We start from the raw sequence: 23749 nt of genomic DNA on the forward strand, positions 1-23749 counted from the left end.
GAGCTCCACGGAAGGTCCTGTCGTGCCCACGCGAGACGAGTCACCACGGTCGGTGGCCCTCACCGGATCGGTACCGCGACGGGCGTGCCAGCTGATCATCCGCGGCATGCGCGCGCACCCCGGCACGTACGCGCTGGCCGTCGGGACGTCCGCCGTGTTCGGCGTTCTCACGGTCGGGGTGAGTCGCGTCCTCGGTGTGGTGACGGACCAGGTCGTGGTCCCCGCCCTCGACGGCTCCACCGAGGCGCGCGGCCGGATCTGGCTCGCCGGGCTCGCGATCGCGCTCGTCGCCGTCAGCCTCGCCATCACGGTCGCCGGTCGCCGGATCTTCGCGGGCAAGGGGTTCGCGCTGATCCAGGAGGACCACCGGACCGCCGTGACCCGCCAGTACCTGCGGCTGCCGATGTCGTGGCACCGGCAGCACCCGACGGGTCAGCTGCTGTCGAACGCCAGCGCGGACGTCGAGGCGGCGACCTCGATCTTCAACCCGCTGCCGTTCGCGCTGGGTGTCGTCGTCATGCTCGTCGTCGCGGCGGTCGCGCTGTTCCGGACCGACGTGTGGCTGGCGCTGGCGGCGCTCCTCGTCCTGCCGCTCGCGGTCATCGCGAACCTGGTGTTCCAGCGCCGGATGTCGCCGGCGGCGATCCACGCGCAGCAGCTGCGTGCCGAGGTCGCGGACATCGCGCACGAGAGCTTCGAGGCCGCCGTGCTGGTCACCTCCCTGGGCACCGAGGCGCGCGAGGAGGCCCGGTTCGCGGCGCGGGCCGCGCAGCTGCGGGACGCCAACGTGCGGGTCGGCATCGTCCGGGCGATGTTCGACCCGGTCATCGACCTGCTGCCCAGCCTCGGCACGCTGCTCGTGCTGGTGGTCGGCACGGTGCAGGTCAGCGAGGGGCGGATCGAGACGGGCGACGTCGTGGCCGCGGCGTACCTGCTGACCCTGCTCGCCGTGCCGGTCCGGGCGTTCGGCTGGGTGCTGGGCGAGGTCCCGCGTGCCCTGGTCGGCTACGACCGGATCGCGCGCGTGATCGACTCGCACGGCGCCCTCAGCGAGGGCAGCACGCCGTGGGTGCCCGCCGGCGGCGCCCGCGTGGAGCTCCGCGACGTCGGTCGGTCCGTGGCGCTGCCGGGTGGGGGAGAGATCGAGCTGCTGCACGACGTCGACCTCGACGTCCCGGCGGGCCGCACCATCGCCGTCGTCGGTCCGACGGGTGCGGGCAAGACCACCCTGGTGTCGCTGGTCAGCCGGCTCGCCGACCCGTCGAAGGGCTCGGTGCACGTCGACGGCATCGACCTGCGGGACGTGCGCCCGGCCGACCTCAGCCGCCACGTGGCGCTCGTCGCCCAGTCGACGTTCATCTTCGAGGACACGGTCCGCTCCAACGTCACGCTCGCCGACGACGGCGAGGCGGGTTCCCCCGACGACGACGCGGTCTGGTCGGCGCTGCGTCTCGCGCGGGTCGACGACGTGGTCCGTGCGCTGCCGGGCGGCCTCGACGCGCCGCTGGGCGAGCGCGGCGCCAACCTCTCCGGCGGTCAGCGGCAGCGCCTCGCGCTCGCGCGAGCCCTGGTCCGGCGGCCCGCGGTCCTCGTGCTCGACGACGCGACGTCGGCGGTCGACCCGCGCATCGAGCAGGCGATCCTGCGCGGCCTGCGCGACGAGGCCGGCGCAGGCAGCCCGACGGTGCTGCTCGTCGCGTACCGGATGTCGTCGGTGCTCCTGGCCGACGAGGTCGTGCACGTCGAGGCCGGCCGCGTGGTCGACCGCGGCTCGCACGAGGAGCTGCTGGCGCGGGACGCCGGCTACCGCGAGCTGGCCACCGCGTACGAGCAGGAGACGGCTCGGCGCGCGTCGGAGGCCGCCGACGAGCAGGCCCTCGAGGTCGTGGAGGAGCCCGCATGAGCGACCCCACGCACCGCTTCGTCCCGGCCAGCACGCTCGGAGTGCTGGCGACGCTGCGCCGCGGCATCCAGGTCTCGCCCCAGCTGCTGGTCGGCTTGAAGGTCACCGTGCTGCTCGCGGTGATGGCCTCGATCGGGCGCGTGCTCGTGCCGATCGCGGTCCAGCAGACCGTCGACACCGGCATCCTGGCGCCCGGGGGCCCGGACGTGCACCGCGTCGCCGTCCTCGCCGGGCTCGCCGCGGTCGGCCTGCTGGTCGGCGCCGTCTGCTCCGCGTACGTCAACGTCCGGCTCTTCCGGTCGAGCGAGAGCGGGCTGCTGGCGCTGCGCACCCGGGCGTTCCGCCACGTGCACGACCTGTCGGTGCTCACCCAGAACACGGAGCGGCGCGGCTCGCTGGTCTCCCGGGTGACCTCGGACGTCGACACGATCTCGCTGTTCGTGCAGTGGGGCGGGATCATGCTGCTGGTCTCGGTGCTCCAGATCGCCGTCGCCACGGTGCTCATGACCGTGTACTCCTGGCAGCTCACGCTCATCGTGTGGGCCGGGTTCGTGCCCCTCTTTCTGCTCCTGCAGCCGCTGCAGAAGCGCGTCAACGCGCGCTACACGGCCGTGCGGGAACGGGTCGGCGGGATGCTGGGCGCAGTGTCCGAGGCCGTCGTCGGCGCGGAGACCATCCGGGCGTACGGCGTCGCCGGGCGGACGCAGCGCAAGATCGACGCGGCGGTCGCCGCCACCCGTGCGGCGATGGTGCGCGCACAGAACCTGGTCGCCCTCGTGTTCTCCAGCGGCGTGCTCGTCGCCAACCTCGTCCTCGCCGTCGTCGTGGTCGCGGGCACCTACCTCGGGATCGCCGGCGAGATGAGCGCGGGCCGCCTGCTCGCCTTCCTGTTCCTCGTGCAGCTGTTCACCGGGCCGGTCCAGATGGCCACCGAGATCCTCAACGAGCTCCAGAACGCGGTCGCGGGCTGGCGTCGGGTGCTCGGCGTGCTCGAGACCCCGGTCGAGGTGGTCGACGCCGGCCAGGACGGTGTCCCGAGCCCCCGTGGGCCGGCGCACGTCGAGCTGCGCGCCGTCGACTTCTCCTACCCCGACGGCCCGCCGGTGCTCCGCGAGGTCGACGTCGCGATCCCCGCGGGGGCGTCGGTGGCCGTGGTCGGCGCGACCGGCTCGGGCAAGACGACGATCGCCAAGCTCGTCGCGCGGTTCATGGACCCGACGCACGGCTCCGTGCTGCTGGACGGCGTGGACCTGCGCGACATCCCGGTCGCCGACCTGCGGCGCCGCGTGGTCCTGGTGCCGCAGGAGGGCTTCCTGTTCGACGGGACGCTGGCCGAGAACGTCGCGTACGGGCTGCGGCACGAGGACGGCACCACCGCGGCCTCGTCCGACGACACCCGCGTCCGGGGGGCCATCGAGGCGCTGGGGCTGGACGGCTGGGTCGACGAGCTGGCCGACGGCCTCGACACGCACGTCGGGCAGCGCGGCGAGTCCCTGTCGGCGGGGGAGCGGCAGCTGGTCGCGCTCGCCCGCGCCTACCTGGCCGAGGCGGACCTGCTCCTGCTCGACGAGGCGACGTCGGCGGTCGACCCCGCGACCGAGGTGCGGATCGCCCGCGCCCTGGACTCCCTGACCCGCGGCCGCAGCACCCTGACCATCGCGCACCGGCTGTCCACGGCGGAGGCGGCCGACACGGTCGTCGTCGTCGACGCGGGCCGGGTGGTCGAGGTCGGGCACCACGACGACCTCGTGTCGCGCGACGGCCACTACGCCGCGATGCACGCCGCCTGGGTGTCGCAGACCCGGTGATCGCTGGGACGGGTCCGCGGGCGTCCGTTGCCGCGTGGCAGGATCGGTCCGTGTCTTCCAGCCCCGCCGCACCGACCCTCGATCCCGCCGTCGCCGAGCGCCTGAAGCGTGACGACCACGGCCTGGTGGCGGCCATCGTGCAGCAGCACGACTCGCGCGAGGTCCTCATGCTCGGCTGGATGGACGACGAGGCGCTGCACCGCACCCTGACCACCGGCCGGGTCGTGTTCTGGAGCCGCTCGCGCCAGGAGTACTGGCGCAAGGGCGACACGTCCGGCCACGCCCAGTACGTCAAGGCCGTGAGCCTCGACTGCGACGGCGACGCCCTGCTGGTCGAGGTCGACCAGGTCGGCGCCGCCTGCCACACCGGAACCCGTACCTGCTTCGACGCCGGCGGCCCCCTGCCGGCCGTCGTCGGCACCCGTCCCACCGAGACCGGAGATCCTCGATGACCACGCCCACCCTGCCCACGGACGTCGCCGCGGCGGAGGTTCCCTGGGGTGGCACGTGGCCGTCGCTCGACCTGTTCCGCGGGCTCGCCCGGGACCGACGCGTCATCCCGGTGGTCCGGCGGCTGCTGGCCGACGACGTCACGCCGGTCGGCCTCTACCGCACCCTGGCCGCCGGCCGCCCCGGCACGTTCATCCTCGAGTCGGCCGAGGCCGACGGCAGCTGGGACCGGTACTCGTTCGTCGGCGTGCACTCGCGGGCGACGCTCACGGTGCGCGACGGCTCGGCCGTCTGGGTCGGCGACGTCCCGGTGGGGGTGCCGACGGACGGCGACGCGCTCGACGTGCTGGCCCGGACCCTCGACGCCCTGCGCACCCCCGCGATCTCCGGCCTGCCGCCGCTGACCAGCGGGCTCGTCGGGGCGCTCGGGTGGGACATCGTGCGGCACTGGGAGCCGACCCTGCCCGCCAACGCCCCCGACGAGCTGGGCGTCCCCGAGCTGACGCTGCTGCTGGCCACGGACCTCGCGGTGGTCGACCACCACGACGGCTCGGTGTGGCTGGTGGCCAACGCGATCAACTTCGACGACACCGACGAGCGCGTGGACGAGGCGCACGCCGACGCGCTCACTCGGCTGGACGCGATGGAGGCGGCCCTGCTGGAGCCGACCGAGTCGGCGGTGGCCGTGCTGGCGGACGTGCCCGAGCCCGAGCTCGCGTTCCGCTCCACCCGTCAGGAGTTCGAGGACTCGGTGCGCACCGGCCAGGAGGCCATCCGCGACGGCGACGTGTTCCAGGTGGTGCTCTCGCAGCGCCTGGACCTGGACTGCCCCGCGGAGCCGCTGGACGTCTACCGGGTGCTGCGGACCATCAACCCGAGCCCGTACATGTACTACCTGCAGCTGCAGGACGCGGACGGCCGCGACTTCGCCGTGGTCGGGTCGAGCCCGGAGACGCTGGTCAAGGTGACGTCGGGCCGCGTGGTGACCTTCCCGATCGCGGGCTCGCGGCCGCGCGGCGCGACGCCCGACGAGGACCGCCGCCTGCAGGACGAGGTGCTCGCGGACCCCAAGGAGCGGGCCGAGCACATCATGCTCGTCGACCTGTCCCGGAACGACCTGGTCAAGGTGTGCGAGCCCACCAGCGTCGAGGTCGTCGAGTTCATGGCGGTCAAGCGCTACTCCCACATCATGCACATCTGCTCGACCGTGGTCGGGCGGCTGCGCGAGGGTGCGACGGCGCTGCAGACGCTGGTCGCGACGTTCCCGGCCGGCACCCTGTCCGGTGCGCCCAAGCCGCGCGCGATCGCGCTGATCGACGAGATCGAGCCCGCCCGGCGGGGCATCTACGGCGGCACGGTCGGCTACTTCGACTTCGCCGGCGACATGGACATGGCCATCGCCATCCGCACGGCCCTGATCCGGGAGGGACGCGCCAGCGTGCAGGCGGGTGGCGGGATCGTCGCGGACTCGGTGCCGGCGCTGGAGTACGAGGAGTCCCGGAACAAGGCCGCGGCGGCCGTGCGCGCCGTCCAGATCGCGTCTCGGCTGCGTCGGGCGGGCGCGTGACGGTGGCTGCGCAGCGGCGCCGGACGGGCCGGGGGCGGGCGGCGGTCCTTCTCCTGCTCCTTGCGGGGCTCACCGCGATCGTCGCCGTACCCACCTGGTTCACCACGACCGGCACGACCGCCCTGGAGGGCACCGTCACGGTGCACGTCTCGGGCTCCCAGGTGGCGCCCGCCATCCTCGCGGCCGCGGTGGCCATCCTCGCCGCCGTCGCCGCCGTCGCCCTGGTCGGTCGAGCCGGCCGCTGGGTCGTCGCGGTGGTCGTCGTGGCGTGCGGCGTGCTCGTCGTCGGCACGACCCTTGCCGTGCTGGGCGACCCCGCCGCGGCGGTGACGCCCGTGGTCGCCGACGAGACTGGCGTGGGCAGGCTCGCGGGACCGGTCACGACGAGCGTGTGGCCCTGGCTGGCCGTCGTCGTCGGGGTCCTCGACGTCCTCGCCGGCGTGTGGCTGGTGCTCGCGTCGCGTACGTGGGCGGGGCCGTCCCGTCGGCACGAGAGCGCGGCCGCCCCGGCCGTCGCTGCGGATCCCGACGAGCGGGCCGACTGGGACGCGCTCAGCCGGGGCGACGACCCGTCCTGACCTGCGCCGCGGCGCGCCGGGCTGGGGCTCTGCCGTCCGATAGGGTGAGCGCAGAACCGAGCACGAAGGGCACCACCATGGCCGACAACACCCTCGCGCACCGCGCGCAGAACGCCACGACCACCGAGGCGATGCACCTGCCGCCGACGGCGGCCCCGACCAACCACGGCAAGACGCTCGCCGCCTGGTTCACCACCTACAGCGTCGTGATCGCCTTCACGATCGCCGGGCTCGGCGTCGCGTTCGCCCTGGTGTGGCTGTTCTGGGTCGGCATCGCCCTCGTCGTGCTCGGCCTCGTGATCGGCAAGGTGCTGCAGAGCTCGGGCTACGGCCAGGGCGGCGCCAAGACGCGTGCGCGGGCGGCACGCACCGGCGGGCACTGACCCGCAGCTGTTCCACCGTCATCCGGGACCGGGTGGCGCACGCGACGCAGGAGGACCGATGTCGACCCCCGACGAGCCGCAGAACCCGTACGGCGCACCCCAGCCGCAGGACCCGAACGCCGCGCCGCAGCAGCCGGCGACGCCGCCGCCTCCGGCCGCTCCCCAGTACCCGGCCGCGCCGCAGTACCCCGGTGCGGCGCCGCAGGCACCGAGCGCGCAGCCGCAGTACCCCGGCGCACCGCAGTACCCGAGCGCGCCGCAGTACGGCGCGCCGACCCCGTACCCGGCCGCCGCGCCGTACGGGTCCGCCCCCGGCGGCTACCCGCCGCCCGGCTACGGCGCCGCGTACCCCAAGAACAGCCTCGGCGTCTGGGCGCTCGTCCTGGGCATCCTGTCGTTCGTGCTCTGCGGGATCTTCTCGGCGGTCGCCGCGGTGATCGTCGGCTACAAGGCGCGCAAGGCCGTGGCCAACGGTGAGGCCAACAACGGCGGCATGGCCACGGCCGGGATCGTCCTCGGCTGGATCGGCATCGCGCTGTCGATCGTGGGGATCATCGCGTTCTTCGCGATCGTCGCGTCGAACCCGGACTGGATGACCACGTACGACACCGGCTACTGACATGGCGGCCGTCGACGACGGTCCGCAGCTCCAGCCGACCGGCCCGCTCCCGTCCGTCGCCCTCGCGGCGGGCGTGGCGGGCCGTCGTGCGTCGGTGCGCGGGCCGCTCGTCGCCGGCGGCCTGGTCGCCGCAGCGACGGTGGTCCTCGCCCTGCGCGACCCGCACACCTCCGGCAGCTACGGCTACTGCCCGCTCCACGCGCTGACCGGGCTGTGGTGCCCGGCGTGCGGTGGGCTGCGCGCGACGCACGACCTCGCGCACGGGAACCTGGCCGGGGCATGGTCGATGAACCCGCTGTTCGTGCTGGCCGTCCCGCTCGCGATCGCCCTGTGGGCGCGGCTCGTGCTGCGACGGACGCAGGGCCGGGCCGTGCGCCCGACGCCGGCGTGGCTCGCGTGGGTCGGTCTCGCCGTGGTGCTCGCGTTCGGGGTGCTGCGGAACATCCCGGCTCTGGCGCCGTGGTTGGCCCCCTGACCAAGGTCCCTGTCCCACCCACCGGCCTGTGGTCCGGGTCACTCCGGGACCGATCTACGATGTCCCACTGGACCACCGCCACGATCGACGGCGAGGACGAGGTCCGGAACCGACCGGGGGAGAAGGTGAGCTGTCGATGACCGTGCTGGACGACATCGTCGCGGGAGTCCGACTGGACCTGGCCGTCCGGGAGCAGGCGACGCCGCTCGCCGAGGTCAAGGAGCAGGCCCATCGCCGCGAGTCCGCGATCGACTGCGTCGGGCGCCTGCGCGCCGAGGACGCGGTCCGGGTCATCGCCGAGGTCAAGCGCTCGAGCCCGAGCAAGGGTGCCCTCGCCACCATCAAGGACCCCGCCGCGCTCGCCGCCGAGTACGAGAAGGGCGGCGCCGCCGTCATCTCCGTGCTGACCGAGGAGCGCCGCTTCCACGGCTCGCTGGCCGACCTCGACGCGGTGCGCGCCCGGGTCGACATCCCCGTGCTGCGCAAGGACTTCGTCGTCACGCCGTACCAGGTGTGGGAGGCGCGGGCGCACGGCGCCGACCTGGTGCTCCTCATCGTGGCCGCGCTCGAGCAGACCGTGCTCGAGTCACTGGTCGAGCGGGTGCACTCCCTCGGCATGACCGCCCTCGTCGAGGTGCACGACACCGAGGAGGTCGCGCGCGCAGCCGACGCCGGTGCCAAGGTCATCGGGGTCAACGCCCGCGACCTGCGCTCGCTCGAGGTGGACCGCACCACGTTCGCCCGGGTCGCCCCGTCGATCCCGTCGCACATCGTGAAGATCGCCGAGTCCGGCGTGCGGGGCCCGCACGACGTCATGGACTACGCCCGCGCCGGCGCGGACGCGGTCCTCGTCGGCGAGGCGCTGGTCACGGACGACGCCCCGCGCGAGTCCGTCGCCGACCTCGTGGCGGCGGGTGCGCACCCGTCCCTGCGGGCGGTGCGTCAGTGAGCGGTCGACCGACCGTCGGACCCGTATCGGACAAGCTGCTCGAGGCCGTCGCGAGCGGACCGCTGTCCACCCACGCCGGCCCGTACTTCGGGGAGTTCGGCGGCCGGTACGTGCCGGAGGCGCTGATCGCGGCGCTCGACGAGCTCGACACGGCGTACCACAAGGCCCTCACCGACCCGGCGTTCGGGCGGGAGCTCGCGCGGCTGCACAAGACCTACACCGGTCGGCCGAGCCCCCTGACGGAGGTGCCCCGGTTCGCCGCGCACGTCGCGCCGGGCGTGCGGGTGTTCCTCAAGCGCGAGGACCTCAACCACACGGGCTCGCACAAGATCAACAACGTGCTGGGCCAGGCCCTGCTGGTCAAGCGCATGGGCAAGACGCGCGTGATCGCGGAGACCGGCGCAGGCCAGCACGGCGTCGCCACGGCCACGGCGGCCGCGCTGCTCGACCTCGAGTGCACCGTGTACATGGGCGAGGAGGACACCCGGCGCCAGGCGCTCAACGTCGCCCGCATGCGCCTGCTCGGCGCCGAGGTCGTCCCGGTGACCATCGGCACGCGCACGCTCAAGGACGCCATCAACGAGGCGCTGCGCGACTGGGTGGCCAACGTCGAGACCACGCACTACCTGCTGGGCACCGTCACCGGACCGCACCCGTTCCCCGAGATGGTGCGCGACTTCCACAAGATCATCGGCGAGGAGGCCAGGGCCCAGCTCCTCGAGGAGATCGGCCGGCTGCCCGACGCCGTGGCCGCGTGCGTGGGCGGCGGGTCCAACGCGATGGGCATCTTCAACGCGTTCCTCGACGACCCCGAGGTCCGGCTGTTCGGCTTCGAGGCGGGCGGCGAGGGCATCTCGTCGGGGCGCCACGCCGCGCGGTTCTCCGGCGGCGAGCCGGGTGTGCTGCACGGCGCGAAGTCGTACCTGCTGCAGGACGACGACGGCCAGACGCTGCCCAGCCACTCGGTGTCGGCCGGCCTGGACTACCCGAGCGTCGGGCCCGAGCACGCGTGGCTGCACGACATCGGGCGCGCCGACTACCGGCCCGTCACCGACGTCGAGGCCATGGACGCCTTCCGCATCCTGTGCCGGACCGAGGGGATCATCCCCGCGATCGAGTCGGCGCACGCGCTGGCGGGTGCGATCCAGCTGGGCGCGGAGCTCTCGACCTGGACCGGCGACGACGGACACGAGCCCGTGCTGCTGATCAACCTGTCGGGGCGCGGGGACAAGGACGTGGCCACGGCCGCGGCGTGGTTCGACCTGATCGAGGACGAGCCGGTCGTGCTGGCCGACCAGGGGGAGCAGCTGTGAGCGCCGTCGCCGTCCGGTCGCAGGTCGCCGAGCACCTCGACGCGCTCGGTCGTCCGGCGTTCATCGGGTACCTGCCGGTCGGGTACCCCACGGTCGACGGCTCGGTCGAGGCCGTGCGCACGATGATCGACGCCGGCGTGGACGTCGTGGAGCTCGGCGTGCCCTACAGCGACCCGGTCATGGACGGTCCCACGGTGCAGCGCGCGGTCGACGCGGCGCTGGCGGGCGGCACCCGGGTCAGCGACACCATCCGGGCGGTCGAGCAGGTCGCCGGGCGCGGTGCGCCGATCCTCGTGATGACCTACTGGAACCTCGTGCTGCGCTACGGCGTCGACGCGTTCGCGCGCGACCTGGCCGCGGCGGGCGGGGCCGGGCTGATCACGCCGGACCTCATCCCCGACGAGGCCGGCGACTGGCTCGCCGCCTCCGACGCGCACGGCCTGGACCGGGTGTTCCTGGTCGCCCCCAGCTCGACGCCCGAGCGGCTGGCCTCCACCAGCGCGGCCTCCCGGGGCTTCGTCTACGCCGCCTCGACCATGGGTGTCACGGGGGAGCGGTCGACCGTCGGCAGCCGCGCGGAGGAGCTCGTCGCCCACACCCGGGCGGCCGGCGCCCAGCACGTCTGCGTCGGCCTCGGCATCTCGCGTCCCGAGCAGGCCGCGGAGGTCGCCGGCTACGCCGACGGCGTCATCGTCGGCTCGGCGCTGGTGCGCACGCTGCTCGACGCGCCCGACGAGGCGGCGGGGCGTCAGGCCTTGGCCCGACTCACGGCCGACCTCGCCGAGGGCGTCCGCTCCGCGACCGGACGCGACCGGTGAGCGCGCTGCTGCCGCTCGCCATCCCGAGCCCGTCGCAGGGCGTCTGGCACCTCGGGCCCTTCCCGGTGCGCGCCTACGCGTTCGCCATCCTGCTCGGCATCGTCGTGGCGCTCTGGATGACGCGGCGCCGCTGGGTCGAGCGTGGGGGCGAGCCTGACACGACCCTGGAGATCGCGTTCTGGGCGGTGCCGTTCGGCATCGTCGGCGGCCGGATCTACCACGTCATCACCTCGCCCGACGCGTACTTCGGCGTCGGGGGGAGCCCGATCCGTGCCCTGTACATCTGGGAGGGCGGCCTCGGCATCTGGGGTGCCGTCGCCCTCGGTGGTGTCGGCGCCTGGATCGGAGCCCGCCGCCAGGGCGTCCGGCTCGCACCCTGGGCCGACGCCCTCGCGCCCGGTCTGCTCGTGGCGCAGGCGATCGGCCGGCTGGGCAACTGGTTCAACCAGGAGCTCTACGGCAGCCCGACCACCCTGCCGTGGGGTCTGCGCATCGACCCCGAGCACATGCCCGTCGGCGACCCCGCGGGCACGCTCTACCACCCGACGTTCCTGTACGAGATCGTCTGGAACCTCGCGGGTGCCGCGCTGCTGATCTGGATCGACCGCAAGTTCCGGCTCGGCTACGGCCGCGTGTTCTGGCTCTACGTCGTCATCTACACGACCGGCCGGCTGTGGATCGAGCTGCTGCGCATCGATCCGGCGCACCACATCCTGGGCCTGCGCCTCAACGTCTGGACGTGCATCATCGTCGGCCTCGGAGCGCTGGTAGCGTTCGTGGTGGTCGGACGCCGGCACCCAGGACGTGACACGACCCTCCTGCTGGCACCCCCGACCGCGCAGGACGACGAGGAGAACGCGACCGACCCCGCCCGCTGACCCGCGGAGGGCTGGTAGCTCCCCCTCATCGCTGACGATGCGAACGGTCCGCCGACCGCCCTGTATCGTCGCCACACACTGGGCCGACGACGTCCCGCGTTCCCCCCTTGTTCGTGCTACGCCCCGACCCCTCGGGGACCGTGAGGACGGTGCTGATGTCGACGTCGCCCGCGAGCCCTGGCGCCATGAGTGCGCCGCCGCCGCAGGGTCTTTACGACCCCGCTGCCGAGCACGACGCGTGCGGTTTCGCGTTCGTCGCGACGCTGCGCGGGACGCCCGGCCGGGACATCGTCGACGCGGGCCTCACCGCACTGCTCAACCTCGACCACCGCGGCGCCGTGGGCGCCGAGGAGGACAGCGGCGACGGCGCCGGCATCCTCACGCAGATCCCGGACGCCTTCCTGCGCGACGTGGTGGACGCGGAGCTCCCGCCCGCCGGCTTCTACGCCATCGGCATGGCGTTCCTGCCCGTCGACGAGACCGAGCAGCGGCGCGCCGTCGCGGCTCTCGAGTCGATCGCCGCGGAGGAGAAGCTCGACGTGCTCGCCTGGCGCGAGGTCGTCGTCACCGCCGACCTGGTCGGGCCCACCGCGCGCGCGTCGATGCCGGTCTTCCGCCAGCTCGTGGTCGCGGACCCGTCGCGGGAGCTCTCGGGCATCGACCTCGACCGCCGCGCGTACCGGCTGCGCAAGCGTGCCGAGCGCGAGCACGGCCTCTACTTCGCGTCGCTGTCGGCGCGCACCCTGGCCTACAAGGGCATGCTCACCACGGGCCAGCTCGAGCCGTTCTTCGCGGACCTCTCGGACCCGCGCTACGCCTCCGAGATCGCGCTGGTGCACTCGCGCTTCTCCACCAACACGTTCCCGTCCTGGCCGCTCGCGCAGCCGTTCCGGATGATCGCCCACAACGGCGAGATCAACACGGTCCGCGGCAACCGGAACTGGATGGCTGCCCGCGAGGGCACGCTCGCCAGCGAGGAGCTGGGCGACCTGGCGCCGCTCATGCCCGTCTGTACCCCCGGCGGCTCGGACTCCGGCAGCTTCGACGAGGTCCTCGAGCTGCTGCACCTGTCCGGCCGCACGCTGCCGCACGCCGTGATGATGATGATCCCGGAGGCGTGGGAGAACCACGCCCAGATGGATCCCGCGCGGCGCGCGTTCTACGAGTACCACTCGACGCTGATGGAGCCGTGGGACGGCCCCGCGGCGATCACGTTCACCGACGGCACGCTGATCGGGTCCGTGCAGGACCGCAACGGGCTGCGTCCCGGTCGGTACTGGGTCACCGAGGACGGGCTGGTCGTCTGCGCGTCCGAGGCCGGCGTGCTGGACATCGACCCCGCCACGGTCGTCGCCAAGGGACGGCTGGAGCCCGGCCGCATGTTCCTGGTGGACACCGGCAAGGGCCGCATCATCGACGACCAGGAGATCAAGTCGTCGCTCGCGGCGCAGCGTCCCTACGCCGACTGGGTCCGCGACAACTCCGTCTACCTGCAGCAGCTGCCCGAGCGCGAGCACGTCGCGCACTCGGCCGCCTCGGTCCGTCGCCGTCAGCGCGCGTTCGGGTACACCGAGGAGGAGCTCAAGATCCTTCTCAGCCCGATGGCCGCCGCCGGCGCCGAGCCGCTGGGCGCCATGGGCTCCGACACGCCGGTCGCCGTGCTCTCGAGCCGGCCGCGGATGCTCTTCGACTACTTCACGCAGATGTTCGCGCAGGTGACCAACCCGCCGCTGGACGCCATCCGCGAGGAGCTGGTCACCGCGATCGGCGGCGCGATCGGGCCCGAGCCCAACCTGCTCGAGGACGGCCCGGGCCACGCCCGCAAGCTGATCCTGCCGTTCCCGGTGATCGACAACGACCAGCTGGCGAAGATCGTGCACGTGGCCAAGGAGCCCTCGCTGGGCTTCCGGGCGACCACCGTCCGCGGCCTGTACAAGGTGTCCGGCGGGGGAGAGGCGCTCGAGGCGCGCCTCGAGGAGATCTTCGCCGAGGTGGACGCCGCGGTCGCCGACGGCGTCAGCTTCATCGTGCTCTCGGACCGCAACTCGGACGCGGACCTCGCGCCCATCCCGTCGCTGCTGCTGCTGAGCGCGGTCCACCACCACACCCTGCGCCGGCACACCCGCACGATGATCTCGCTGGTGGTCGAGGCCGGCGACGTGCGCGAGGTGCACCACACCGCGCTGCTCATCGGCTACGGCGCGGCCGCGGTGAACCCGTACCTCGCGATGGAGACCGTCGAGGACCTGGCGCGCTCGGGGTACCTGCCCGGCGTCGGCCCGGAGAAGGCGGTCGCCAACCTCATCAAGGCGCTCGGCAAGGGCGTGCTCAAGGTCATGTCGAAGATGGGCATCTCGACCATCGCGTCCTACCGCGGCGCGCAGGTGTTCGAGGCCATCGGGCTCTCGCAGCCGCTGGTCGACAAGTACTTCACCGGCACCACCAGCCGGCTCGGCGGGATCGGCCTCGACGTCATCGCGGCCGAGGTCGCGGCCCGGCACGCCGACGCCTATCCGGCCAGCGGCAACCGGCAGGCGCACCTGCGGCTCGCGGTCGGCGGGGAGTACCAGTGGCGTCGCGACGGCGAGGACCACCTGTTCGACCCCGAGACCGTGTTCCGCCTCCAGCACTCGACGCGGACCCGGCAGTTCGACGTCTTCCAGCAGTACACCACGCGGGTCGACGAGCAGTCGTCGCGCCTGATGACGCTGCGCGGGCTCCTGGCGTTCAAGGACGGCGTCCGCGAGCCGGTGCCGCTCGACGAGGTCGAGCCCGTGAGCGAGATCGTCAAGCGGTTCAACACCGGCGCGATGTCCTACGGGTCGATCTCGATGGAGGCCCACGAGACCCTCGCGATCGCGATGAACAGCATCGGCGCCAAGTCGAACACCGGCGAGGGCGGCGAGGACCCCGAGCGGCTCCACGACCCCGCCCGGCGTTCGGCGATCAAGCAGATCGCCTCGGGACGGTTCGGCGTCACCAGCGAGTACCTCACCAACGCCGACGACATCCAGATCAAGCTCGCGCAGGGCGCCAAGCCCGGCGAGGGCGGCCAGCTGCCGGGCAACAAGGTGTACCCGTGGATCGGGCGGACGCGGCACTCGACGCCGGGCGTCGGCCTGATCTCGCCGCCCCCGCACCACGACATCTACTCGATCGAGGACCTGGCGCAGCTGATCCACGACGCCAAGAACGCGAACCCGCGGGCGCGGATCCACACCAAGCTGGTCAGCGAGTTCGGCGTCGGCACCATCGCGGCGGGCGTCGCCAAGGCGCACTCGGACGTCGTGCTGATCTCGGGTCACGACGGCGGCACCGGCGCGAGCCCCCTGACGTCGCTCAAGCACGCGGGCACCCCGTGGGAGATCGGCCTGGCCGAGACCCAGCAGACGCTCGTGCTCAACAACCTGCGCGACCGCGTGGTCGTCCAGGTCGACGGCCAGCTCAAGACGGGACGCGACGTCCTCATCGGCGCGCTGCTCGGGGCCGAGGAGTTCGGCTTCGCCACGGCACCGCTGGTGGTCTCGGGCTGCATCATGATGCGCGTCTGCCACCTCGACACCTGCCCGGTGGGCGTCGCGACGCAGAACCCTGAGCTGCGCGCCCGGTTCACGGGCAAGCCCGAGTTCGTCGTCACGTTCATGGAGTTCATCGCCGAGGAGGTCCGCGCGCTGCTCGCGCAGCTGGGCTTCCGCACGCTGCTCGAGGCCGTCGGGCACGTCGAGCTGCTGGACACCCGCGCGGCGATCGACCACTGGAAGGCCGAGGGCCTCGACCTGGCCCCGGTCCTCGCGGTCCCGTCGCCCGTCGCCGGCACCGAGCTGCATCGCACCAAGGACCAGGACCACGGCCTCGACCGCGCCTTGGACAACCGGCTGATCGCCCTGGCCGAGGACGCCCTGGAGCGCAGCGAGCCGGTCCGGATCGACCTGCCCGTCCGCAACGTCAACCGGACGGTCGGCACCATGCTCGGCCACGAGGTGACCAAGCGGTTCGGCGGGGAGGGCCTCGCGGACGACACCATCGACGTGACCCTCACGGGCTCGGCGGGCCAGTCGTTCGGCGCGTTCCTGCCGCGGGGCATCACGCTGCGGCTGTTCGGCGACGCCAACGACTACGTCGGCAAGGGCCTCTCGGGCGGCCGGATCGCGGTCCGCCCCGACCGGAACGCCGCCCTGTCCAGCGAGCACAACGTGGTCGCGGGCAACGTCATCGGCTACGGCGCGACCACCGGGCAGATCTTCCTGCGCGGGCTGGTCGGCGAGCGGTTCGGCGTCCGGAACTCCGGCGCGACGCTGGTGGTCGAGGGCGTGGGCGACCACGGCTGCGAGTACATGACCGGCGGCACCGTCCTGGTGCTCGGCCGGACCGGCCGCAACTTCGGCGCCGGCATGTCGGGCGGCACGGCCTACGTGCTCGACCTGGAGCCCGCGCTGGTGAACATCGACGCCCTGCGGTCCAACGAGCTCGCGCTCGACCCGCTCGACGACGAGGACGCCGAGACCGTCCAGGCGCTGCTGCGTGCGCACCTCGACGAGACCGGCTCGCCCGTCGCCGCCCAGCTGCTCGACGACTTCCCGACGACCCGGGCGCGGTTCACGCGCCTGCTGCCCACCGAGTACGCCCGCGTCCGCCGCGCGCTGGCCAAGGCCGAGGCCGACGGCCTCGACCCGGCTGCGCCCGGCGTGTGGGACCAGATCCTGGAGGTGGCCCGTGGCTGACCCCCGCGGCTTCCTGAAGGTGCGGGACCGTGAGCTCCCGCCCAACCGCCCCGTCGACGTGCGCCTGCGCGACTGGAAGGACGTGCACGCCCACCTGCAGGACGGCCAGCCGTACCTCAAGGAGCAGGCCGGGCGCTGCATGGACTGCGGCATCCCGTTCTGCCACAACGGCTGCCCGCTGGGGAACCTCATCCCCGAGTGGAACGACCTGGTGTGGCGCGGGCAGTGGTCCGACGCGATCGACCGCCTGCACGCGACGAACAACTTCCCGGAGTTCACGGGCCGCATCTGCCCCGCGCCGTGCGAGTCGAGCTGCGTGCTGGGCATCAACCAGCCGGCCGTGACCATCAAGAACGTCGAGGTCTCGATCATCGACGAGGCGTTCGACCGCGGGTACGTCACGCCGCAGGTCCCGCAGCGCCTGACGGGTCACACCGTCGCGGTGGTCGGCTCGGGTCCGGCCGGCATGGCCGCCGCCCAGCAGCTCACGCGCGCCGGCCACACGGTCGCCGTGTACGAGCGTGACGACGCCATCGGCGGGCTGATGCGGTACGGCGTGCCGGACTTCAAGCTCGAGAAGATCCACATCGACCGCCGGCTGGCGCAGATGGAGGCCGAGGGCACGCGGTTCCGCCCGGGCGTCGAGGTCGGCCGGGACGTCACGTGGCCGCAGCTGCAGGCCCGGTACGACGCGATCGTCATCGCGACCGGCGCCACCGTGCCGCGCGAGCTGCAGGTGCCCGGCAAGGAGCTGGGCGGCGTGCACGTCGCCATGGAGTTCCTGCACCAGGCCAACGCGGTCGCCGCGGGCAAGCCGGTGGCGGACCAGATCAGCGCCGAGGGCAAGCACGTCATCATCATCGGCGGCGGTGACACCGGGTCGGACTGCCTGGGCACCGCGCTGCGGCAGGGGGCCGCGTCGGTGACGACGCTGGCCATCGGGAAGCGTCCGCCGGAGGACCGGCCGGCGCACCAGCCGTGGCCCACCGACCCGATCCTGTTCGAGGTCTCGTCCTCCCACGCGGAGGGCGGCGACCGCGACTACCTCGCGTCGACCGTCGAGTTCGTCGGTGACGACGCGGGTGCGGTCCGCTCGTTGCGGCTGGCGACCACCCAGTACCTGTCCGACGGGCGGCGCGTGCCGACGCCCGGGACGGAGCGGGAGATCCCCGCCGACCTGGTGCTGGTGGCGATGGGCTTCACCGGCCCTGAGGTCAGCCCGCTGACCGACCAGATCGGCATCGAGCTGACGCCCCGCGGGCTCGTCTCCCGCACCGACGACTACGCGACGACGGTCCCTGGGGTGTTCGTCGCGGGCGACGCCGGCCGCGGTCAGTCCCTCATCGTCTGGGCGATCGCGGAGGGCCGTGCGGCCGCCGCGGCCGTCGACACGTACCTCTCGGGCAGCACCGAGCTGCCGTCACCCGTCACCGCCAGCACCGTGGCGCTGCGCCCCTGAACCCCTCCTGACCGGGGGTCCTCTACCGGCCGGCCATGGTGGCCGGACGGGACCTTCGGTCCGACCACGAAAACACGGAAGGCATAGGCTCGCCCCATGCGTAGAGCAAAGATCGTCTGCACCATCGGCCCCGCGACGGAGTCGGCGGAGCAGATCCAGGCCCTCGTCGATGCCGGGATGGACGTGGCTCGGCTGAACCGCAGCCACGGCGACACCGAGGTGCACAAGAAGGTGTACGACAACGTCCGCGCGGCTGCGCAGGCGTCCGGCCGGTCGGTCGCGGTCCTCGTCGACCTGCAGGGCCCGAAGATCCGCCTCGGCCGGTTCGTCGAGGGCAAGCACGACCTCGCGGTCGGTGACACGTTCACCATCACGACCGAGGACGTCGAGGGCACCAAGGAGCTCGTGTCGACGACCCACAAGGGTCTGCCGAACGACGCCCGCGTGGGCGACCCGATCCTCATCGACGACGGCAAGGTCCTGGTCCGCGTGACGGCCGTCGAGGGCCCCCGCGTGGTGACCCGCGTCGAGGTCCCCGGCCCCGTGTCGAACAACAAGGGCCTCAACCTGCCCGGCGTCGCCGTGTCCGTCCCCGCGATGAGCGACAAGGACGAGGAGGACCTGCGCTGGGCCCTGCGTGTCGGCGCCGACATCATCGCCCTGTCGTTCGTGCGGTCCGCCGTGGACTACGACGACGTGCGCCGGATCATGGAGGAGGAGAACCGGGTCGTCCCGGTCATCGCCAAGATCGAGAAGCCGCAGGCCGTCGAGAACCTGGCCGAGATCATTGCCGCGTTCGACGGCATCATGGTCGCCCGCGGCGACCTCGGCGTGGAGCTGCCCCTCGAGCAGGTCCCGCTCGTGCAGAAGCGCGCGGTCGAGCTGGCCCGCCGCAGCGCGAAGCCGGTCATCGTCGCCACGCAGGTGCTCGAGTCGATGACCACCAACCCGCGCCCGACCCGCGCCGAGACCTCGGACTGCGCCAACGCGGTGCTCGACGGCGCCGACGCGGTCATGCTCTCGGGCGAGACCAGCGTGGGCGACTACCCGATCGAGACCGTGCGCACCATGGCGCGGATCATCGAGGCCACCGAGGAGCTCGGTCGCGAGCGCATCGCCCCCCTCGGCTCGACCCCGCACACCCGCGGTGGCGCCATCACGCGCGCCGCGGCCGAGATCGGCGAGACGCTCGACGTCAAGTACCTGGTGACGTTCACGCAGTCGGGCGACTCGGCCCGCCGCATGTCGCGCCTGCGCTCCGCCATCCCGCTGCTCGCCTTCACGCCGAACGAGGACGTGCGCAACGTGCTCTCGCTCAGCTGGGGCCTGCAGACGTACCAGGTGCCGCCCGTCGAGAACACCGACGCGATGGTCAACCAGGTCGACTCGACGCTGCGCGCCAACGGCCTGGCCGAGATCGGCGACTACGTCGTCGTCGTCGCCGGTGCCCCGGTGGGCGTGGTCGGCTCGACGAACTCGATCGTCGTGCACAAGATCGGCGACGAGGAGAGCGTGAGCGGCCGCGTCGCCTGACGCCTGACTCGCACGTGCTGGACGGAAGGCCCGGGGGATCCCCCCGGGCCTTCCGCCCTGTCCCAGGGGTGTCGCGGGGACCCGGGCGTCGTTGCCCGGCGTCCGCCCGACCTGTCACCATCGAGGGGCAGACCGGGCGGCGCAGCGCGCGGACGTGGCCCGCGGGCGGGCGGGCGCGCGTGGGGGAGCCGTGGACGATCCCGGTCCGGAGATCCCGTTCGTCGACGTCGTCGTCGGCGACGCCCTGACCCTGCGGGCGGACCTCCTCGTGCTCCCGGCCACCGCGAGCGGCACCCTGGGCGAGCCGTGGCACTCGTACCTCACGCGGCTCGGCGTCACCCTCCCGGTCGACGGAGCAAGCCTGGGGCGGCTCGTGATGGTCCCCGTGCACCGCGGGTCGTCGGCGCGGAACGTGGCGGTCGCCGCGACGGTCGGGGCGGGCGGCGAGCCGGCGGAGCCGCAGGTCATCGTCCAGATCGCCGAGCAGCTCGGGCAGGCCACGCGGGACGACGGGTTCGACGTCGTGGTGACGCCCGTGCTGGGCTCGGGGCTGGGGCGGCTCGAGCCGGAAGCGGCGCTCGGCGGCCTGGTCGACGGGTTCATCCGGACGGCGGCGCCCGGCGCCAGGCTGCGCGTCGTCGCCCGGTCCGAGACCGAGCAGGTCGTCCTCGACGGGTGGCTCGAGAAGCTCCTGGTCGACGCGCTGATGGCCCGGCTCGGCGCGGAGGTGAGCAGCGAGCAGATCGCCGCGCTGGCGGCGTCGTCGGTCGGGCATGCTGCCGAGCCGGAGTCGTCGTCGGCCCCCGCCCCGGGCTTCGCCGTCCATGCGGAGGCCCCGTCGCCGCAGCCGACGTCGGCGGCGGAGCCGACCGCGCCGACGTCCTCCTTCGTGGACCCGTCGTCGGAGGCGGGGCCGAACGACCCGCTCTCGTCGGCTGAGCCGAGCGCCCCGCCGCCCGTGGCCGTCGTGGACGAGACGTCCACCGGTCGCACGAGGCTGGTGCACGACCAGCCTGCGTCGGCCGACCAGCTCGGCCGCGCGAGCCTGGCGGCCGAGGTCGCGAGCCTGCTGCGGGAGCTGGCGGCGAGCGACGACCGGTCGGACGAGGCGTTCGCGGTCCACCTCGATGCTCCGTGGGGCGCGGGCAAGAGCAGCCTGGTCGGGTTCATCGGCCAGGAGCTCTCCGTGCCGGAGGGCGACGATCCGGGCTGGACCGTGATCACCCTCGACGCGTGGCGGTCGTCGCAGCTGTCGCCCGCGTGGTGGGCGCTCCTGGGTCATCTGCGCTCGGGGGTCCGGGAGTCGATGGATCGTCGGGGCAGGATCCGGTTCTCGTGGCGCCGGTTCGTCACCGCGGCGCGCCGGCTCTGGCGGATCTGGCTGCCCCCGGCCGTCGTCGTCGTGATCCTGCTGGTGCTGTGGCTGGTGCAGGGCGATGTCGGCCCGACGATGACGGTGCTCACGGGAGTCGTCGCCTTCACGGTGGCGATCGGCGGGCTGCTCGGCAAGTTCTTCTCCCTCGACTCGCTGCAGGGCGCGCGAGTGCACGAGCGGCTCAACGAGAACCCCATGGAGGAGGTCTCCGAGCAGATCTGGGCGGTCCGGCAGCAGAGTCCGAAGAACGTCCTGCTGGTCCTCGACGACCTCGACCGGTGCAACGAGCGGTTCGCGGTGGAGCTGCTCGACGCGGTGCAGACCCTCCTGCGCAAGGGGCCCGAGCGACCGCGCCGGCGTGCTCCGCAGCAGAAGCGGATGCCGGCGCTGGTCGTGCTGGCCGTCGGGGACGGGCGCTGGCTCCGGGCGGCCTACGAGGACGCGTACAAGGTCTTCTCGCCGTACGTGAGCGAGCCGGGCCGGCCGCTGGGGCACCTGTTCCTGGACAAGCTGTTCCAGCTGCGCATCGAGCTGCCGACGCTCAACCGCACCCAGGTCAAGGGCTACCTGTCCGGCCTGCTGAACGTCACGCCGCCCCACCCCACCGCGGACCTCCACGACCTCCTGGACCGGATCGCCAAGGCGCCGTCCGAGGTGGGCGCGGACTCGCTCGACGAGCGGATGACCGACCTCATGGGCGAGGCGCGCGGGGTCGACGAGGTCCAGCGGCAGCAGGTGGCCGCGAAGGTGCTGGAGACCCGCCGCAACGATCCGGAGCGCAGGCAGCGCGAGCGTCACATCCTCGAGGAGTTCGCCGAGCTGCTCGAGCCGAACCCGCGGGCGACGAAGCGGTTCCTCATGGCGTACAACGTGGCGTTCGCGGCGCGGCTGTGCGAGCTCGACCCGCCCGAGCCCAAGACGTTGGCCCTCTGGACCGTGGTGACCACCCGGTGGCCGGCGCTCGCCGAGTGGGTCCGCGGCGAGCTGCCCGACGGCGACCTCGCGCTGGTCGACGCACCGGGCCACCCGAGCGGCCTGCTGCGTGATCCCGAGGTGCGGGTGGTGGTGCGGTCCGACAAGGGCGGCCCGCTGGACCTGGAGCGCGTGATGCGGTGCTGCGGGTACCCACCGCCGGCCACGGGTCCGGGCTGACGCCGACTCTGCCCGGCTCGGGCGGTCAGGACTGGCGCAGCGGGGGGTGCCCCTCGGACGCCTGCACGACGACGACCCCCTGGCCCGAGAGGCCCAGCTGGTACGCCTCGCCGGACCCTCGACCGATCGCCGCCGAGAGCTTGGCGGTCTTGCGCACGCTCGACGTCAGCGACGTGGACCACAGCACCGCAGCCTGCACGTCGACGAACGTCGGCACGTCCACGTTGAGCACGACGGGGGTGCCGTAGGCCGTCACGGCGATCGCCCCGGAGCCGGAGAACGTCGTGTTGAACAGGCCGCCGCTGATCATCGAGGCGCCCTCGACGCGCTGGATGTCCCAGGTCAGGGAGCTCTCGAACGCGAGGATGTTCGTGCCGTTGACCGTGACGCTCTCGTTCTCCAGCTCGAGGACGAAGATCTCGTCGGCGTCCTGGGCCAGGAACACGTCCCCGCTGCCGGACACCTTCATGAGCGACATGCCCTCGCCGGTGAAGGCCTTCTTGAACATCTTGGAGACCCCGCCGCTGCCCTGGTAGGCGAAGTCGACGTCACCCTGGTACGCGACCATCGAGCCCTGCTTGGCGTAGAAGAACCCGCCGGTGCCGGCGAGGTCGACCTTGAGCATCCGTTCGTTCTGCAGGACGAAGCTGCCGGGTGCGGTGGAGCGTTCGGCGTTCTGGAACAGGGAGCCTCTCATCGCTCGATGCTATCGGCGGCGCCCGTCACGTCCGCCAGCAGTCGGCCGGCCGCGGTCTCGAAGCGGGTGGGGTCGCCGTGCGACCGCGCGACGAGCATCGCCCCCTCGAGCCCGCCGACGATGATCCGGGCGGCCTCGTCCGACGGTCCCGTGAGCCGGAGCGCTCCCTGCGCGCGCCCCGCGTCGAGCACCTGCTCGAGCCACGCCTCGTTGTCGTCGAAGAACGTGGTGACGGCCGCCCGCATGGGCTCGGGGAGGGTGGGGTATTCGGCGGCGAGCATGCCGCACAGGCACATCCGCTGGTCGCGCAGGACGTCGGTGTACAGGGCGACGTAGGCGTCGAGCTTGCGTCGGGCGTCGTCGGGGCGCTCGGCGATCACGGTCAGCGCGGCCGCGAACCGCTGCGCGTAGCGGTGGATGAGGGCCTCGCCGAGGTCGGCCTTCGTCGCGAAGTGGTAGTGCAGGCTCGGCTTGGCGATGCCGAGCTCCGTGGCGACGTCGGCGTAGCTGAACCCGTTGAAGCCGCGCGTCTGCACCAGGCGCTCGGCGACGTCGAGGATCCGCGTGCGGGTGTCGGGCGTCGCGCGCGCCTCGGTCTGGGTCATGCCGGCTGCCCCCCGCGGGTGAGAGTCGTTGACACCTACCTACTAGAAGGTCAGGATACCTCATATCAGGACAGAACGCCCGAGGTACGAGGAGGCCGGACCGATGCAGGAGACAGCGCACAAGACGTTCCAGGCGCCCGACGAGATCCGGGAGTTCCCGCACGGCAGAGCAGAGATCGTCACGGTGGGGGACAGCGAGATCGGCCGCCTGGTGCTCGACCCGGGCTGGCGCTGGTCCGTCGACGTCAAGCCGATCGCGGGCACGCCGAGCTGCCAGGCGCCGCACTTCCAGTACCACGTGAGCGGGCGGCTGGCGATCCGCATGGATGACGGCACCGAGATGGTGGCGGGCGCCGGCGACGTCACGTCCCTGCCACAGGGGCACGACGCCTGGGTGCTCGGCGACGAACCCGTCGTGGTCGTCGACTGGTACGGCGCCAGCGACTACGCGCGCAGGCGGTGATCA

General features: G+C 72.9%; 19 protein-coding genes. 17 read left to right on the forward strand and 2 right to left on the reverse strand.

Annotation, left to right across the window (positions count from 1 at the left end):
• Positions 1 to 106 precede the first annotated feature (106 nt).
• The 16 genes from AC1DWH_RS18000 (at position 107) to AC1DWH_RS18075 (ending at position 21981) form a co-directional block, all read left to right on the forward strand.
• Entirely contained in the window at positions 107 to 1903 is a 1797-nt protein-coding gene (locus AC1DWH_RS18000; protein ID WP_477094839.1) for an ABC transporter ATP-binding protein, read from the forward strand.
• Positions 1900 to 3711 (forward strand): ABC transporter ATP-binding protein, encoded by a 1812-nt coding sequence (locus AC1DWH_RS18005; RefSeq protein WP_477094840.1) that lies wholly within the window; start codon positions 1900 to 1902, stop codon positions 3709 to 3711. The genes AC1DWH_RS18000 and AC1DWH_RS18005 overlap by 4 nt, the downstream gene beginning before the upstream one ends.
• A gap of 50 nt (positions 3712 to 3761) precedes the next feature.
• The gene (hisI, locus tag AC1DWH_RS18010; RefSeq protein WP_456844696.1) at positions 3762 to 4163 is read left to right on the forward strand and encodes a phosphoribosyl-AMP cyclohydrolase; all 402 of its coding nucleotides are present in this window, start codon (positions 3762 to 3764) and stop codon (positions 4161 to 4163) included.
• Positions 4160 to 5728, forward strand: a complete 1569-nt coding sequence (locus AC1DWH_RS18015) for an anthranilate synthase component I (RefSeq protein ID WP_477094841.1) — start codon at positions 4160 to 4162, stop codon at positions 5726 to 5728. Before hisI ends, AC1DWH_RS18015 begins: the two co-directional genes overlap by 4 nt.
• Entirely contained in the window at positions 5725 to 6306 is a 582-nt protein-coding gene (locus AC1DWH_RS18020) for a Trp biosynthesis-associated membrane protein (protein WP_477094842.1), read from the forward strand. Before AC1DWH_RS18015 ends, AC1DWH_RS18020 begins: the two co-directional genes overlap by 4 nt.
• A 77-nt stretch (positions 6307 to 6383) precedes the next feature.
• Positions 6384 to 6689, forward strand: coding sequence for an HGxxPAAW family protein (locus AC1DWH_RS18025; RefSeq protein WP_477094843.1), 306 nt, complete (start codon positions 6384 to 6386; stop codon positions 6687 to 6689).
• A 58-nt stretch (positions 6690 to 6747) separates the two neighbouring features.
• Positions 6748 to 7308 (forward strand): DUF4190 domain-containing protein, encoded by a 561-nt coding sequence (locus AC1DWH_RS18030; RefSeq protein WP_477094844.1) that lies wholly within the window; start codon positions 6748 to 6750, stop codon positions 7306 to 7308.
• A 1-nt stretch (position 7309) separates the two neighbouring features.
• On the forward strand, positions 7310 to 7783 hold the full coding sequence (locus AC1DWH_RS18035; protein WP_477094845.1) for a DUF2752 domain-containing protein: 474 nt from the start codon (positions 7310 to 7312) through the stop codon (positions 7781 to 7783).
• A 136-nt stretch (positions 7784 to 7919) separates the two neighbouring features.
• Complete coding sequence (trpC, locus tag AC1DWH_RS18040) at positions 7920 to 8732, forward strand: indole-3-glycerol phosphate synthase TrpC (protein ID WP_477094846.1); 813 nt, start codon at positions 7920 to 7922, stop codon at positions 8730 to 8732.
• Positions 8729 to 10045 carry a tryptophan synthase subunit beta gene (gene trpB / locus AC1DWH_RS18045; protein ID WP_477094847.1) on the forward strand — a complete coding sequence of 439 codons (1317 nt, stop codon included), beginning with the start codon at positions 8729 to 8731 and terminating at the stop codon, positions 10043 to 10045. Before trpC ends, trpB begins: the two co-directional genes overlap by 4 nt.
• Complete coding sequence (trpA, locus tag AC1DWH_RS18050; protein ID WP_477094848.1) at positions 10042 to 10863, forward strand: tryptophan synthase subunit alpha; 822 nt, start codon at positions 10042 to 10044, stop codon at positions 10861 to 10863. The genes trpB and trpA overlap by 4 nt, the downstream gene beginning before the upstream one ends.
• Positions 10860 to 11741: a prolipoprotein diacylglyceryl transferase gene (gene lgt, locus AC1DWH_RS18055; protein WP_477094849.1), complete on the forward strand. Its 882-nt coding sequence runs from the start codon at positions 10860 to 10862 to the stop codon at positions 11739 to 11741. The genes trpA and lgt overlap by 4 nt, the downstream gene beginning before the upstream one ends.
• 155 nt (positions 11742 to 11896) lie before the next feature.
• Positions 11897 to 16462, forward strand: coding sequence for a glutamate synthase large subunit (gene gltB, locus AC1DWH_RS18060; protein ID WP_477094850.1), 4566 nt, complete (start codon positions 11897 to 11899; stop codon positions 16460 to 16462).
• The gene (locus AC1DWH_RS18065; protein ID WP_456844707.1) at positions 16455 to 17921 is read left to right on the forward strand and encodes a glutamate synthase subunit beta; all 1467 of its coding nucleotides are present in this window, start codon (positions 16455 to 16457) and stop codon (positions 17919 to 17921) included. The genes gltB and AC1DWH_RS18065 overlap by 8 nt, the downstream gene beginning before the upstream one ends.
• 96 nt (positions 17922 to 18017) lie before the next feature.
• On the forward strand, positions 18018 to 19454 hold the full coding sequence (pyk, locus tag AC1DWH_RS18070) for a pyruvate kinase (RefSeq protein WP_456844708.1): 1437 nt from the start codon (positions 18018 to 18020) through the stop codon (positions 19452 to 19454).
• Between the two features lie 190 nt (positions 19455 to 19644).
• On the forward strand, positions 19645 to 21981 hold the full coding sequence (locus tag AC1DWH_RS18075; RefSeq protein ID WP_477094851.1) for a P-loop NTPase fold protein: 2337 nt from the start codon (positions 19645 to 19647) through the stop codon (positions 21979 to 21981).
• Positions 21982 to 22006: 25 nt separating this feature from the next.
• Here the strand turns inward: AC1DWH_RS18075 and AC1DWH_RS18080 are convergent, their stop codons facing one another.
• Together AC1DWH_RS18080 and AC1DWH_RS18085 are read right to left on the reverse strand one after the other, a co-directional pair.
• Positions 22007 to 22678 (reverse strand): AIM24 family protein, encoded by a 672-nt coding sequence (locus tag AC1DWH_RS18080; protein WP_477094852.1) that lies wholly within the window; start codon positions 22676 to 22678, stop codon positions 22007 to 22009.
• On the reverse strand, positions 22675 to 23283 hold the full coding sequence (locus AC1DWH_RS18085) for a TetR/AcrR family transcriptional regulator (RefSeq protein ID WP_477094853.1): 609 nt from the start codon (positions 23281 to 23283) through the stop codon (positions 22675 to 22677). Before AC1DWH_RS18085 ends, AC1DWH_RS18080 begins: the two co-directional genes overlap by 4 nt.
• Positions 23284 to 23386: 103 nt before the next feature.
• Between AC1DWH_RS18085 and AC1DWH_RS18090 the strand changes: the two genes are divergently transcribed.
• Positions 23387 to 23746, forward strand: a complete 360-nt coding sequence (locus AC1DWH_RS18090; RefSeq protein WP_477094854.1) for a cupin domain-containing protein — start codon at positions 23387 to 23389, stop codon at positions 23744 to 23746.
• Positions 23747 to 23749: the final 3 nt, after the last annotated feature.

Source organism: Cellulomonas sp. P2_F12 (assembly GCF_056403775.1).